Source organism: Methylomonas sp. Uni0009, assembly GCF_054188105.3.
In genome coordinates this window covers 3,370,652-3,384,678 of the sequence record NZ_JBTAFN010000001.1, presented here as the reverse complement: position 1 = coordinate 3,384,678, position 14,027 = coordinate 3,370,652, and the positions used below count along the sequence as shown (strand labels likewise).

At 53.9% G+C, this 14,027-nt stretch carries 13 protein-coding genes and 1 tRNA gene; 3 read left to right on the top strand and 11 right to left on the bottom strand.

What is annotated here, in order from left to right; translation table 11 throughout:
• Window positions 1-46: 46 nt before the first annotated feature.
• From ACWAU0_RS15695 to rpoH, 8 genes are all read right to left on the bottom strand, one after another.
• The gene (locus ACWAU0_RS15695) at window positions 47-2,047 is read right to left on the bottom strand and encodes a cell wall-binding protein (RefSeq protein WP_171694911.1); all 2,001 of its coding nucleotides are present in this window, start codon (window positions 2,045-2,047) and stop codon (window positions 47-49) included.
• Window positions 2,037-2,975 carry a toprim domain-containing protein gene (locus tag ACWAU0_RS15690; protein ID WP_171694910.1) on the bottom strand — a complete coding sequence of 313 codons (939 nt, stop codon included), beginning with the start codon at window positions 2,973-2,975 and terminating at the stop codon, window positions 2,037-2,039. The genes ACWAU0_RS15695 and ACWAU0_RS15690 overlap by 11 nt, the downstream gene beginning before the upstream one ends.
• Complete coding sequence (locus tag ACWAU0_RS15685) at window positions 2,972-3,238, bottom strand: hypothetical protein (protein ID WP_171694909.1); 267 nt, start codon at window positions 3,236-3,238, stop codon at window positions 2,972-2,974. Before ACWAU0_RS15685 ends, ACWAU0_RS15690 begins: the two co-directional genes overlap by 4 nt.
• Window positions 3,238-3,507: a helix-turn-helix transcriptional regulator gene (locus ACWAU0_RS15680; RefSeq protein ID WP_171694908.1), complete on the bottom strand. Its 270-nt coding sequence runs from the start codon at window positions 3,505-3,507 to the stop codon at window positions 3,238-3,240. The genes ACWAU0_RS15685 and ACWAU0_RS15680 overlap by 1 nt, the downstream gene beginning before the upstream one ends.
• Before the next feature lie 158 nt (window positions 3,508-3,665).
• Entirely contained in the window at window positions 3,666-4,496 is an 831-nt protein-coding gene (locus ACWAU0_RS15675) for a hypothetical protein (protein WP_171694907.1), read from the bottom strand.
• A 92-nt stretch (window positions 4,497-4,588) separates the two neighbouring features.
• Complete coding sequence (locus ACWAU0_RS15670; protein ID WP_171694906.1) at window positions 4,589-5,842, bottom strand: tyrosine-type recombinase/integrase; 1,254 nt, start codon at window positions 5,840-5,842, stop codon at window positions 4,589-4,591.
• A 186-nt stretch (window positions 5,843-6,028) separates the two neighbouring features.
• Window positions 6,029-6,113 (bottom strand) — tRNA-Leu (locus tag ACWAU0_RS15665).
• 48 nt (window positions 6,114-6,161) lie between these two features.
• The gene (gene rpoH / locus ACWAU0_RS15660) at window positions 6,162-7,016 is read right to left on the bottom strand and encodes an RNA polymerase sigma factor RpoH (protein WP_319961376.1); all 855 of its coding nucleotides are present in this window, start codon (window positions 7,014-7,016) and stop codon (window positions 6,162-6,164) included.
• 240 nt (window positions 7,017-7,256) lie between these two features.
• Between rpoH and ACWAU0_RS15655 the strand changes: the two genes are divergently transcribed.
• The 3 genes from ACWAU0_RS15655 (at window position 7,257) to ACWAU0_RS15645 (ending at window position 10,678) form a co-directional block, all read left to right on the top strand.
• Window positions 7,257-8,918 carry a glutamine--tRNA ligase/YqeY domain fusion protein gene (locus tag ACWAU0_RS15655; RefSeq protein WP_458137202.1) on the top strand — a complete coding sequence of 554 codons (1,662 nt, stop codon included), beginning with the start codon at window positions 7,257-7,259 and terminating at the stop codon, window positions 8,916-8,918.
• Between the two features lie 14 nt (window positions 8,919-8,932).
• Window positions 8,933-9,817: a fructosamine kinase family protein gene (locus tag ACWAU0_RS15650; RefSeq protein ID WP_458137201.1), complete on the top strand. Its 885-nt coding sequence runs from the start codon at window positions 8,933-8,935 to the stop codon at window positions 9,815-9,817.
• Between the two features lie 189 nt (window positions 9,818-10,006).
• A complete protein-coding gene (locus ACWAU0_RS15645; RefSeq protein WP_458137200.1) occupies window positions 10,007-10,678 on the top strand; it encodes a response regulator transcription factor in 672 nt (223 codons plus the stop codon).
• Window positions 10,679-10,695: 17 nt separating this feature from the next.
• Here the strand turns inward: ACWAU0_RS15645 and ACWAU0_RS15640 are convergent, their stop codons facing one another.
• From ACWAU0_RS15640 to ACWAU0_RS15630, 3 genes are read right to left on the bottom strand one after another with little or no spacing between them, the layout of a single operon-like run.
• Window positions 10,696-11,145, bottom strand: coding sequence for a hypothetical protein (locus tag ACWAU0_RS15640; protein WP_205800343.1), 450 nt, complete (start codon window positions 11,143-11,145; stop codon window positions 10,696-10,698).
• Entirely contained in the window at window positions 11,146-12,369 is a 1,224-nt protein-coding gene (locus tag ACWAU0_RS15635) for a type II secretion system F family protein (protein ID WP_458137199.1), read from the bottom strand.
• 1 nt (window position 12,370) lies between these two features.
• Window positions 12,371-14,023: a GspE/PulE family protein gene (locus ACWAU0_RS15630; RefSeq protein ID WP_458137198.1), complete on the bottom strand. Its 1,653-nt coding sequence runs from the start codon at window positions 14,021-14,023 to the stop codon at window positions 12,371-12,373.
• Window positions 14,024-14,027: the final 4 nt, after the last annotated feature.

Here is a 14,027-nt window from a genome sequence, read left to right as displayed (position 1 = left end):
TCAATTTTAAAATTTGGCTAAACCTTCCACGTTTGGCGGAAGGGGCTTAACCGGATTCAACAAGGCCGGCATCCAGAACCAGCACACGCACCGACCGGCCCGCAATAGTGCGCTTGATGGTTGGGCGTGGCTTACCGCCGCCGTCGTGCTCCATCTTTAACAACAAGCCCCGCTCAGCCATCCGACGCCATAGAGAACCGGCAGAAATCAGAAAGCTGTCGCCTTGATGGCGGGCGAACTCTTGGACGATCTTGAAGGCGGTGTTAGGCTCCATCCATACCTCGGCGGGCTGTGCATCCCTGGGTTCGGCATACCAGCCGCAACAATCGCCCATCGGCTTATACATGTCATCGCCGTTCAAATCCTTGCCGGAACTGCGCCAACCCCAGCTAAATGGCCGGGTAACGGGCGGCCCCTGCTTGATAACGGTGGCAATGTGACCATTGCCTGAGCTGAACGCGGCCCGTAACAATTGCAAGAATCGCTCGACTTCATCTTGTTCGGTTTGGTATGCGCCCTGTTCGCTGAATGCCTGCTTTAAGCAGTTCTCAAGCTCGGCCAACACCACGTTGGCCTGTTCGCTGGTCAGGGTGCCGGCGTCTTCCAGAAACTCCATAAAGGTTTCAGCACCGCCTAGCAGGTTGCTGTAAATCTCCGGTGCTCGCGGGTGACTGCTGGCGAAGCCGTCGCGAATCGCGGCGTTGCGTAGCTGTTCCACCACCTTAGGAAATTCGGCTTTCAATCGATCCATGCGCGGTGCCAGCCATTGCAGATAGGCAGACATCAGCCCTGGAAATCGTCCAGCCTGAGCGGCGTGCTGTAGTTTGCTGAGCGTGGGGTTATCAACGTCGGCGCGGCCTAATTCCAGTATCAACAATCGCCCTAATAACGATTGCCCACGGGGTAAATCCTCGGCGGTTACGATCATCATTGATCGATTGAACGGCGCGGCTTGCGCCTGCATATTGGCCGTGCGGCGACCCCGTCCGGCCCCGTTGCCTGTACCGCGAATAATCCGCTCGGCCATCGCGTGCTGCTTCTCGGCTTCGACACGGTTAACCGAAGGGCGGAAGTCGTCAATACAAAACACGCCGTCTTTGCTCTGATGGCTTTTGGCCTCGGCATCATTCGCACTATCGGACCAGTTCGCCGGAAAGCTGCGGGCGGTGAAATCGCCATAAAAGGCTTGAGCGATGGCGGCCAGGGCGGACTTACGAGAACCAGTCAAACCATGCAACCAGACGGCAAAATCGGTTTGCTGGCACTCGCCCAGCGGCGCCCGCGCCACCGCTGCCAACAAGGCCGCGCCGATATGCGGCCGGCTGGGTGCCACGTCCAACAACAGCATGGCATCGGCAACCGCCTGTTTCAAGTCATCGCCGGCCAACGCTGTCGGCAGCGCATAGCGGCCCATGTTGCCCGGACCTAAATCGACTTGAACGCCATCGATCAGTCCGGCGGCAGTCATAGCCCCTGATCCGGTCAAGTAGTGCCAGGCGCCGTCTATCTTTTTCCAACCGGTGAAGCGATAGACCACCCTGCGCGGTATATCGCCCGACAAGCGGCTGAATTGATGCACGGCGGCGCGGAGGTTGTCGCGTTTGGCCGTGCCGGGATAAACGAACACCCGAGAACCCCAAGCCTCGTTAGGCCAGCAGGCTTGCGATGAAAAGAACGACTTGGCCGGTACATCGACCGCCGGCAGCGGCAAACCATCACCGCGCCGGCCTTCGATTCGCAGAAAGGCCGCATCGTTTAAACCGTCTTCGGCGGTCACTTCCTCCTTGATTGAGCAGACAAAATCGCACAGCGGAAACTCCACAAAGCCGGACCCATCCGGCCCGGCCTTAACGGCGCGGGATTGATGAAACGCGCCATTTTTTATCAGGTACTCGCCGAACTTTTCCGGCGGGGTTGAGCGTCCACCACCACTACCTCCGCCACCGTTGCCGGTTGGCTTTTGGGTGCCGGCTTTCTTGGCGGTTGGCGGCTTCTTCGCACCGTTAACAACTTCCAGAATCGGCGGGGTTTTGGGCTTATCCGACATGGCTGCCACCGTTCAAAAAAATTTGATAGTCGTTGAAATCCGCGTCCGGTATCGGTGGCACGATGACCGAACCGCCCACCGCTGCGGCGGCCTCGTTGGCCTTGCTCAGTCCTGGATTGCCGGCGGTTTCGGTGTCGTTGTCGGCAGCAAACACAATCGTGGCGTTCGGCAACTTCTCACGCACGATTCGCCCAACCGCCAACAGATTGTTTGCCGTGAACGCCAGATAAGTCTTGATACGGGTTTTCTCATACAGCGTGGCCGCAGTGGCAAAGCCTTCGCAAATCAGCACGACGTCGGTTTTCGCCCCGATCCACCAGAACAGCCCAGCCAGACCACCGCCTGGCAAAAAGTCTTTATTGCGCGTGAACAATGGATGCTTATCGGGAAAAATCGCTTGCAGGCTGCGGAGGGCGCCGGTGTGGTCGAATAACGGTATCAGCAAGCTATTCGCAATCGATACCGTTTGCTTAGTGCCGGCGTCGTCGGTAACGGTGCGCTTCCAGGTGCCAACGCGGGCAGCATGGGGCTTGATTTGCTTTTCCAGCAAGTAAGGATGATCTAACGGCGCGGGTTCGGCTGCCGTCCAGGTGGCCAAAGCCCGTTTGGCTGCACGATCCATACGAGCTAATTCCTCGGCTTGGCGGCGCTTGCGCTCGCACTCGATCCGTTGGCGCTCGGCTTCGGATAGTGCGGTGGCTTGACCTTCAGCATTCAAAAAGAATGAACCCTTTTCGCCGGTCTTCCAGTTTTGGACGACACCACCTTTACCGTCAATAAAAATCTTAATCCTGCCCGCACCGTTTCCGGGTCTACCATCTTCGACATCAACCACTTGGAAGGTGTCGCGCTTGAAATACTTAGGCGGTAACAGCCCATAATCGGCCAGCGCAGTGCGGGCGGCGTCTTCGATATGCTGAAAGCTCATTGCGCACCGCCGGTTTCTTCGATTTGATGGCCACAATGCGGACACGCGACGGGCTCCAGCATTTCTATTTCCAACTCCAGAAACAGACAGCCAAGCGCGTCAATTAACTTGCGGCACTGGTTGCGCGATGAGCCGGGAATCTTCGCCGCTTCGGTTGCGATGGCTGACTTAATCCGGGATTCCGTGGCGGTTTCAGCCTCAGCCGCCGCAATGGCGAGGCGCATCTTGATAAGTTCGTCTTGAGGGGCTTTTTTGGCTGGCATTACGCACCCCCAATCTTATCGAGCAATGCCCGAATATCGTCTACCGGCCAGACACGGCAGCGCGGGGAAAGCAACGTTCCCGCCGGATACTTGCCATCTTTTACGCCATTGAGGAAGGTGCTTTTTGACACACCCAGCACTCCCAAGACCGATGGCAATCTAACGAAGCCTTCAGCCGGCAAAGGTGCTGGAGTATAAGTGATTTTATTCCGCTGTCTGCGGCGGTTTGCGGTTGGTGCGCGTTGCGCGTTGTCGGGTTTTGCTACCATTGCCAAGCCTCCTTTGGGCTTTGTTGAACAATGGCGCTATCCTAAGTGCGATATTTTCCCGAATTTCCCTACTGTGAGAAACGGGAAAAACTGTCGGGAAATTTTTTTAATTTCGGGAAACGCTGTCAGGAATTTTTTAACAACATTTCGCTTGACAGCTATTTGCCAGTAAGTTTTTTAAAGCTAGTGACCTTGTTATTTAGTGTTTTCAAAGCCATAAAACCACTAGAAGTTTTAGTTTCCCAAGAAAAGCCCGAGCACTTGGCCTCCGTCCAAACATCAATAATTACACCCCCGACGGCGGCTTGTCGGCGATATTTCTTTAACCTTCCCAAATAACGATTGCCGCCGGGCTTGCCTTCAGAAATCCAAGTTTCATACAGCCACTTGTCAATGTCTCTTCTTAACTTATCTTGAACCGAGGTTTCAATATTATCGTTTTGAATGTAAAGGGGTTTTTCCAATAACCTATCCATATCTGCGGACATAACCACCATTACACATTCGCTAAGCAAAACGGGATTGGGATAAATGTCGTCAACACCCCCCCCGCGTCGCTGATAATCGGCTAATTCTTCATAAGACGGATAATGGTATCCAGGCCTCTCAAGAAAAAAAACCTTATCCCCAACAGACCGACTCCAAATGCCTGTACTTTTATCAAGGCCATAAAAGGCTTTTTCTGTATTGTCAACATCCTCCAGCCCATTTACCGTGATAAGCAACTCTTCAGGCTCAATCAATGGCTCAACATTCAAAACCCCAGCCTCATATTGCAGCAAGCACCTCGGGAGTAGTTTTTTATATATTGAGGAATCTGAAGACTCATAATGGACTTTGCCTTTCCTGATAAAGCTCCGCACACGCCAGTTAGCTAGAAGAATGTAGATCGGAATCCTACTCGTTGCTCCAAAATGAAGAAGATCAGCTTCGCTAAGACCAAAGATATCCACTGAATCTTTTAAAGAATAATATTCGCGCTTAATCACAACGCCTCCTAAAGCGTTTGCCCTGATAGGAACCAAGCCAACCGGCAAGGAGACCGGCTTTCGCCCCGTCGGGCTAGGCTTGGTTATTCGGTTTAAACGACCCTGCGAAACGGGATCACATCCGCCCCCGCTTTCAGTCCGTCCAGATAATCCGCCCAGGCCTGCATCATGCGGCGGCGCTCGTCCAAGTATTGCGCGCGGTTATAGGCCGCCCTCACCTGATCCTTGGGCATGTGGCACAACTGCCGCTCGATTGCATCCGGCGACCAGCCTTGTTCATTGAGCAGCGTAGACGCGGTGGTTCTAAAACCGTGGGCGCTCATTACGTCCTTTTCATAGCCTAGTGTTTTCAACGCCGTGCGAACGGTACCGTCGGACATTGGCCGGCCGTCGCCACGGCTGGATGGGAACACGTACTGACCAACGCCGGTTAACGGTTTGATGGCTTCCAATATTGCCACCGCCTGGCGTGACAGCGGGACAATGTGTTGCACTTCGGTTTTGGTGACGAAGTAGCGCCATTCCATGGCCGCAAGATCAATATCTTTCCATTCCATCTGCCGAATCTCGCCAGGCCGCTGGAACAGGTAAGGCGATAGCCTGAGCGCGGTTTGCACAACAAAGGTACCTTGATAGTGAGTAATGTCCCGCAGTAATTGGCCGACTTCTTTGGGGTCAGTAATCGCGGCGTTATGAATGACTTTTTGCGCGGGTATTTGAGCGCCGACAGCTTGCGCCGGGTCGTAATCGGTGAAGCCGTGGGCGATGGCATAGGCAAAGGCGCCGCTGATGTCTGAGCGTACCCTATGCGCGGTTTCCAATTGGTTTTTGATAATCAACGGCCGCACGACGGCGAAAACATCCGGCGATTTAACCTCGCCAATCGGCATTTGGCCGACCGCCGGGAATACATACAGCTCAAAGCGGCGGAGTTTCTTTTGATGGGTGATGTCGCGGACGGTGTGAGCATTTGAGGCTAACCATTCGCGAGTTACATATTCGAAGCTGTTGATTAGTGGCAGACCAGCATCAAGGCGATTTTGAGCTTCGGTGGTTTGTTGGATGTCGGCCTTTTCCTGCTTGCGAATTTCGCCGGGGTCTATGCCATTGGCAATCTGCTCGCGGGCGGCCTCAGCTTTGCGCCTGGCGCTTTCGAGGGAGGTTTCGGGGTACGATCCAAAGCCAAGCCGATTCTGCTTACCCTTAAATCGATAGATGAACCGCCAAAGTTTTGAACCGTTGGCTTTGACCAACAACGTCAAGCATTCGCCGTCGTTGATGGTGTAGTCCTTGTCTTTAGGCTTAGCTGCCCTGTAGACCGTGTCTTTATTGAGATTCTTAGCCATCGAGTGACACCGAAAGTGATTCGCAGTGATACGTTTAGGCGTTACTTTAGCGCGTGTCACTAATCGTGTCACTGTTTGCGGTGTATGTCACTGCATTTTGTTGCACTTCTTTGGACAATAAAAAACCCGCTAAGCCTTATGGCTTGCGGGTTTCTGTATGTTCTTGCACTTCTCTAAATCTTTCTTTGGTACCGAGGGTCGGAATCGAACCGACACTCCTTTCGGAACCGGATTTTGAATCCGGCGCGTCTACCAGTTTCACCACCCCGGCAAAGAAAGCGTCATTATACTGATTTTTGCAGAAATGCCAAACTATTTTTTACGCTGCCAATATTACCGCTGCTTTCAGCTTTTTCATGGCGTTTTGTTCAAGCTGTCTGATACGCTCGGCCGACACTTGATAACGGTCCGCCAATTCGTGCAAAGTGGCTTTTTCTTCCACCAACCAGCGGCTAGCCAGAATATCGCGGCTTCTGTCGTCCAAGCCAGCCATGGCATCCATCAGCAATTCTTCCTTGCGGTCTTCCCAGTCGCTATTTTCCAGCAATAAAGCCGGATCGGCACCATGCTGTTCCAGATAAGCGATGGGTGCTTGCACATGATCTTCGCTGTCATCGCCCGTTGGCTCAAGTCCTATATCGCGACCGTCCAAACGCCGTTCCATTTCGTAAACCGTTTTGACGTCCACGTCCAGGTTCTCTGCTATCGCTTCCGCATCGTCTTGCGATAGATAGTTCAAGTCGTTTTTAAACTTACGCAGATTAAAAAACAGTTTGCGCTGCGCTTTAGTGGTAGCAACTTTAACGATGCGCCAGTTTTTAATCACATATTCGTGAATTTCCGCTTTGATCCAATGTACGGCAAACGACACCAAGCGCACACCCATGTCGGGGTCGAAACGCTTGACCGCTTTCATCAAGCCGATATTGCCTTCCTGTACAATGTCCGCCAACGGCAAACCGTAACCGGCATAGCCTCTGGCTACATGAGCCACGAAGCGCAAATTGGACATCACCAGCTCACGCGCAGCATTCAGGTCGCCTTCATCCCGGTAACGTAACGCCAAGTCCTGCTCCTGCTCGACGCTGAGTTTGGGCATTTGGGCGACTAAGTTCAAGTAAGAATCAAACGTCCCAACCGATAAATTGATCGGCAAAGCCAAGCTGTTGTTCATATCACCCTCGTTTCCGCGGAATAAATTAACGTTAACCGAATTCTAGCACTCGAAACACGAGAGTGCTAATAATTTAGTAAAAATCTTTTGATACAGATAGTTACACTGATTTTTGCTTCAATTTTGCTGTGTAAGCAGCTAGCGATGCCGCCTTTACGAATTCCGACCAAACTCGTTAAAATGCAGATTAAGTCAGAAATCTCCGCCTAACTCATCAAAACCACAGCCATTTACTCAAACATGTCAGCTTCCGATAGCCCCGTATCATCCAACTTTATTAGACACATCATTGCCGCCGATCTGGCCGCCAACAAAAACAACGGCAAAGTTGCCACCCGCTTTCCCCCCGAACCCAATGGCTATCTGCACATCGGCCACGCCAAATCGATTTGCCTGAATTTCACACTGGCCGCCGAGAACCAAGGCACTTGTAACTTGCGCTTTGACGACACCAATCCGGAAAAAGAAAGCGTCGAATATATGGAAGCCATCGAACGCGACGTGCAATGGTTAGGGTTTAAATGGGCCGGAAAATATCACGCTTCCGACTATTTCGAACAACTCTACGCTTACGCGGTGCAGTTGATTAAACAAGGCGATGCCTATGTCGACAGTTCGACCCCGGAACAAATGCGCGCGGACCGCGGCACCTTGACCGAACCCGGTAAAGAAAGCCCGGACCGTAGCCGCTCCATCCAAGAAAACCTGGATTTATTTACCCGCATGCGGGCCGGCGAATTTGCTGACGGCCAGTATGTGCTGCGCGCCAAAATCGATATGGCCTCGCCTAACATTAATATGCGCGACCCGACCATCTACCGCATTCGCCGTGTTCATCACCAACGTACCGGCGATGCCTGGTGTTTGTACCCCATGTACGACTACACCCATTGCATTTCCGATGCTTTGGAAGGCATCACCCACTCGATCTGCACCCTGGAATTTGAAGATCACCGCCCACTCTACGACTGGGTGCTGGACAAGTTGCAAACCCCTTGCCATCCACAGCAAATCGAATTCGCCCGCTTGCAATTGGAATACACCATCGTCAGCAAGCGTAAACTTCTGCAATTGGTCACCGAAAAGCACGTCAACGGCTGGGACGATCCCCGGATGCCGACTATTTCCGGCCTGCGCCGGGCCGGTTTTACCCCGGAAGCGATTCGCGATTTCTGCGAACGCATCGGCGTCACCAAAAACGATTCCTGGATCGAAATGGGCGTGCTGGAAAACTGCATCCGTGAAGACTTGAACGAACGCGCGCCCAGAGCGATGGCTGTGTTGAGACCGTTAAAAGTGGTGATCGGCAACTGGGAAGACGGTAAAACCGAAACTTATCAAATCGCCAACCATCCGCAAAAACCGGAAATGGGCAGCCGCGAAGTCAGCTTTTCCAAAACCATTTTGATCGAACAAGACGATTTCATGGAAAACCCGCCTAAAGACTTCAAGCGTTTGGTGCCAGGCGGCGAAGTGCGCTTGCGCGGCTCCTATGTGATCAAATGCGAGGAAGTGATTAAAGACGCAGCCGGTAATGTCATCGAACTGCGTTGCAGCTACGATCCGGCCACCTTAGGCAAAAACCCCGAAGGCCGCAAAGTAAAAGGCGTAATCCATTGGGTTTCTGAACAACACGCCCTGCCCGCCGAATTACGTTTATACGACAGGTTATTCAGCCACCCCAACCCGGACACGCTGGATAATTTCCTGGACGGCATCAATCCCAATTCGCTGGAAGTGTTGACTGATTGCCGGGTAGAAGCCAGTTTGGCAGCCGCCACGCCGGATACCCGTTATCAATTTGAGCGCACCGGGTATTTTTGCCTGGACTATGCCGACAGCACCGCGGAAAAATTGGTGTTTAACCGTACCGTGACCTTGCGCGACAGTTGGGCAAAGTAGCAAGGTAATTAACCATGGCCGCGCTGCAACCCTTAGTTAGCCATCTCGAAACCCAAACCGGCCAGTCTCTTAACAACCACCGCCTCAGCACTATCGGCGGTGGCGACATCAACAGCGCTTACCGGCTGCAAGCCGCCAATATCGACTGGTTCATCAAATTAAACCGGGCAAGCCTGGCAGAGATGTTTGTAGCGGAAGCGGCCGGTTTACGCGAGTTGGCCGACATCGGCGCGGTGCGCGTGCCCAAGGTGATTTGCTTTGGCGAATGTCAACAACACGCTTATCTGGTGTTGGAATTCATCGAATTGGGCGCGTTGCATAGCCGTAGCGCCAGCTTATTCGGCGAACAACTGGCCTTGCTGCACCAGCGACCGCAAGCCTATTTCGGCTGGCACATCGACAACACCATAGGCTCCACGCCACAGCACAATACTAGATACGACGATTGGGTCAGTTTTTGGCAGCAACAACGCCTGGGCAAACAATTACAGTTTGCCGCCGCCAACGGTTATCGCGGAGCGCTGCAGAGCCAAGGGGGAAAACTGCTGGAAAGAATTGGCGATTTTTTTAGCGATTACCGCCCTCACCCATCCTTGCTGCACGGCGACTTGTGGGGCGGCAATGCTGCCGCAGACAACCAAGGACAACCGATAATCTTCGACCCGGCTTGCTATTACGGAGACCGTGAAACCGATCTGGCCATGACCGAATTATTCGGCGGTTTCAGCCGCGATTTTTATGCGGCTTATCAAGCCGAATATCCGCTGGACCCCGGCTACAAAACCCGTAAAACCCTTTACAACCTTTACCATATCCTTAACCATCTTAATCTGTTCGGCAGCGGTTACTTGAACCAGGCCAACAGCATGATCGCTCAGTTATTGGCCGAATTGAACTAATCGCGCCCAGCGCCGAATGACCAACAGAAGCGATAGATTGACATAGCCAGTTGCAATTCCCCCTCCCCCATTTTCCCGGCTCATAAAAAGAATTTTTCCCGCATCAATCCAGGAATTTCCTCCTGGATAATAGCCGTCAACTTTAAGGCCGAAACATCAGCTTATATCCAGAGCCCCGTTTCGAAATTTATGACACCAATCCATTCCACCGCTGCCATGAGCAACACCCTAAAAATATTGTTAGTCGACGACCATGCCGTGGTACGCGCAGGATTTCGCATGCTGTTGTCGGTTAGTGGCAATGTCGAAGTCATCGCCGAAGCGGAACGCGGCGAACAAGCCATTCAGCTTTATGGCGACTCCAAGCCGGATCTGGTGGTCATGGATTTATCCATGCCGGGAATCGGCGGTCTGGAAGCCATTCGCCGGATCGTCGCGCGGGATGCTGATGCGCGGATTTTGGTATACAGCATCTATCACGAACAAGTTTACGTGCGGCGCGCCTTGGATGCCGGCGCGCAAGGGTACATCACTAAAAACATGGCACCGAATCTATTGTTGCCGGCGATAGAAAGCATTATGCAAGGTAAAGGTTATACGGAACCCGGCCTGCTTAAACCCGCGAACGAGCCTTCCGCCAATGTGCAGTATCAAGCGCTGATCGATGCATTCTCGCCGCGCGCGTTCGATATTTTCCGGCTACTGGCCCAAGGCCTGACGGTCTCGAAAATTTCCGTTCACCTGTGTTTGGGCAATAAAACCATCGCCAACTACGCGACGCAAATCAAGAAAAAACTGCAGGTGCAGACCACCACCGAATTGGCCCACATCGCCGTCAACCTAAACATACTCAATCAGTAAACCTTATCTAAAACCGCTCAGCGCAATACTCTGATCGAACCCAAGGTACCGGTTTCAACGGTCACGCTCAGCCGGGTAATTTTACTGACGCGGATCGCGTTCTTGGGTTGCGAGGGGTCGAAATTGAATTCATCGCCCTCGCGAACCATAAAAGTACCGACACCGCTGACTTCCAACAGAGCAATAAAGGCCTTGCCGGACGGATTCAATAAGCCGCGTAGTTTAAGGTTAGGCACCTTCATGGTTTCCTGATTTGGCATAAACCCATACGCACCGGCGGCGGTGCCGCCCTGCTCGCCAGCCGTTTCGTACATCAGTTCGCTGGGCGTGAACGGATCGCGCAACTGCTTCGGCGCCGCAGGCGTCAAAGGCAGCGGCGTGGCCGGCGCTTCCAGAGCCTGCGCGGCTAATGCCGCCATTGAAAAAACAAGGCCGGCAATCGGCTTGATTGAATTCGACAAACTCATTTAATGCCCCGATACCAAAGAGAATAAGGCTTGAAAGAATGCATAATAGACAAAGCCTACCATCAAGCCTATGACCAAAATCATCACCGGCTCGATCAGGGCCGACAGGCGCTTGATCGCAATTTCCAACAGCTTTTCGTAATAAAGCCCCAGTTCCTGTAACACCTCGTCCAGCGCCCCGGTCCCTTCGCCTACTGCAACCATCTGCACCACCAGCGGCGGAATGCGTGGATGATCGATGCTGCGCGCAATATCCCGCCCCTCTAAAATCTGGTTCGATGCGGCCAGCAACTGATCGACATAAACCCGGTTGCCCAGCAAATTAGCGGTAATTTTCAACGCTTCAAACACCGTCACACCGCTACGCAGCAGAATCGACAGCGCCCAGTTCATCTGTGCCATGGCACCGGTCACCAGCAACGAACCGATCACCGGCAGCCGCAGCAACAGCCGGTCTATCCACAAGCGGCCGTTACGGGTTTGATAAATCAATATCACCAGCAGCAGCAAAGCCGCCGCACCGCCGACCAGCCACAGGCCATGCTGGCGCACGAAGTCGGATATATCCACCAGCAACTGGGTAGACGGCGGCAAGGCTTTACCTTTGCCCATCAAAAACTTGCTGAATTTGGGGATGATTTTTACCACCATGAAAATGCCGACGCCGATTGCCGCCAGCACCACAATCGCCGGATAAATCATCGCGTTGATGGTCTGCGCCCGCAAAGCGGCTCTTTTATCCAGATGTATCGCCAACCTTTCCATGATTTGGTCCAAATCGCCCGTGGTTTCGCCGGCAACCACCAAATTGATCGCCATTTCCGGAAACACCGCCTTGTGCTTACTCATCGCCGACGACAGCGATTGGCCCACCCGAATGTCCTTCAGCATCAGGCGTAAAGTCAAATTCAAGCGCGGATTGGTCAATTGCGCCTGGGCCAGCTCCAGGGCCTGGGCCACCGGAAGGCCCGCCCGCAGCATAAAACTCATTTGCCTGAAAAAGAATATCAACGCCGTGTTCGTTACCGAACGTTGCGAGGCCAACCAGTCCGAGAAATTGGCCTGCCCGAAAAAACCGCTGCTGCCGCGTCCCTGCCGCAATGCCAAAACTCGCAAGCCGCGCTGGCGCAATTGTGATGCTGCATTACCCATATCGTCGGCTTGCAACCTGCCACCAATCTCGTTGCCACGCTCATCCAAGGCGGTGTAAACAAATTCGGCCATCTCAGTTTACCCCACGCATGCCGCGGGTTTTGTGGACCGCCACATCGCGTAACTCGTCCAGCGTAGTCATGCCCAGCAGCACTTTCCGGCAGCCGTCCTCCCACATAAAACTCAGCCGCTCGCCGGCACTGGCTTCCAAGGTTTCCTCATCGCTGCCGCGCGCTACCAAGCGGGCGAGCGTTTCATCCAGCCACAGCGTTTCAAACAATCCCAGCCGGCCGCGGAAACCACTGCCCTGGCAAATCACGCAACCGCCCGGTTCGTAAATCTGCACGGCGTCGTCGTCCCGCCCCAGTTCCGCCAGCTCGGCAGGCGTAGCCAAGCGTGGTTTGCGGCAATGTCCGCATAAGCGGCGCACCAAACGTTGGGCAATAACCGCCGCCACCGTGGAACCGATCAGGAACGATTCGCAACCGATGTCGATCAAGCGCGTGACGGCGCTCACCGCGTTGTTGGTGTGCAGCGTCGAAAACACCAAATGCCCGGTCATCGCCGCTTTTACGGCCACATCGGCGGTTTCCGGGTCACGGATCTCGCCCACCATCAGCACGTCCGGATCGTGGCGCAAAAACGAGCGCAGGGCATCGGCAAAACTGACTTTCGGCCCGGTCTGCAATTGAGAAACCCCGTGCATCACATATTCGATCGGGTTCTCCACGGTCATGATGTTGATGTCGGCGCGGTTGATTTCTTGGAGCGCGGCAAACAAGGTGGTCGATTTACCACTCCCGGTCGGACCGGTCAACAACACCATGCCATAGGGACGGTGAATCACCTTGCGAAACTGCTGTAAGTCTTCATCCATCATGCCCAGATCGGCCAGCGTCAAACCAAACGCCTCTTGGCCGAGCAGCCTTAGGGTAATCCGTTCGCCAAGCCGGGTCGGTGCAGTCGCCACCCGAATGTTAAAGCCCTTGTCGATGGGCCTGGGCAAATGATAAGAAAAACCGCCGTCCTGCGGCATACGCTGTTCGGCGATATCTAAGCCTGCCAGCACCTTGACCCGCGATACCAAAGCGGCAGCCGCGCCAGTGTTAGCAACCAAGGGAAAATCACGCAATTTGCCGTCCACCCGCAAGCGGACCCGCAGACCCTGCGCATCCGGCAGTAAGTGAATATCCGAGGCCCGATAAAAATAGGCTTCGCGGATGATACCGTCCAACATGGCTACCAAATCGGTATCGGTCTCCGCCGTCACAGCGCCGCTTTGTTCCGGCGCCGACTTTCCGGCCAAAGCCTGCTTAACCTTTAATTGCAATAAAGCCAGATCGGCCATTGCCAGCGGCAATAACTGACCCAGCAAGCGCTGCACCGAATCGATGCCGGCCCGATCACCCGGATCGCCGCAGATCAGCAAAACCTGCTCGCCATCACTAACCGGCAACAGCAACTTACGCTGCACCAGACTGGGCGGAATTTTTTTTAACAAGGTGTTTTCCACCTGTAAAGTATCCAGATCGACATACGGCATGCCGTATTGCTCGGCCACCGCCCGGTGCAACGCCGATAAGGGAAAGCGATAATGAGCCTGAACCATAGCCAGCAGACTTAAGCGTTGCCGACGGGCTTCCAGGCGCAGGCGTTCCAGTTGCGCGGCCTCCACCAAGCCGCAGCGCACACCGGCGTCCAAGAGATGTTCGTCATTGATAGCCATACGC

Bases quoted from the DNA above. Each gene is read 5' to 3' on its own strand.
- ACWAU0_RS15645 (WP_458137200.1), top strand. From the start codon at position 10,007: ATGACACCAATCCATTCCACCGCTGCCATGAGCAACACCCTAAAAATA.
- rpoH (WP_319961376.1), bottom strand. From the start codon at position 7,016: ATGAACAACAGCTTGGCTTTGCCGATCAATTTATCGGTTGGGACGTTT.
- ACWAU0_RS15640 (WP_205800343.1), bottom strand. From the start codon at position 11,145: ATGAGTTTGTCGAATTCAATCAAGCCGATTGCCGGCCTTGTTTTTTCA.
- ACWAU0_RS15670 (WP_171694906.1), bottom strand. From the start codon at position 5,842: ATGGCTAAGAATCTCAATAAAGACACGGTCTACAGGGCAGCTAAGCCT.
- ACWAU0_RS15680 (WP_171694908.1), bottom strand. From the start codon at position 3,507: ATGGTAGCAAAACCCGACAACGCGCAACGCGCACCAACCGCAAACCGC.
- ACWAU0_RS15635 (WP_458137199.1), bottom strand. From the start codon at position 12,369: ATGGCCGAATTTGTTTACACCGCCTTGGATGAGCGTGGCAACGAGATT.
- ACWAU0_RS15655 (WP_458137202.1), top strand. From the start codon at position 7,257: ATGTCAGCTTCCGATAGCCCCGTATCATCCAACTTTATTAGACACATC.
- ACWAU0_RS15630 (WP_458137198.1), bottom strand. From the start codon at position 14,023: ATGGCTATCAATGACGAACATCTCTTGGACGCCGGTGTGCGCTGCGGC.
- ACWAU0_RS15690 (WP_171694910.1), bottom strand. From the start codon at position 2,975: ATGAGCTTTCAGCATATCGAAGACGCCGCCCGCACTGCGCTGGCCGAT.
- ACWAU0_RS15685 (WP_171694909.1), bottom strand. From the start codon at position 3,238: ATGCCAGCCAAAAAAGCCCCTCAAGACGAACTTATCAAGATGCGCCTC.
- ACWAU0_RS15650 (WP_458137201.1), top strand. From the start codon at position 8,933: ATGGCCGCGCTGCAACCCTTAGTTAGCCATCTCGAAACCCAAACCGGC.
- ACWAU0_RS15695 (WP_171694911.1), bottom strand. From the start codon at position 2,047: ATGTCGGATAAGCCCAAAACCCCGCCGATTCTGGAAGTTGTTAACGGT.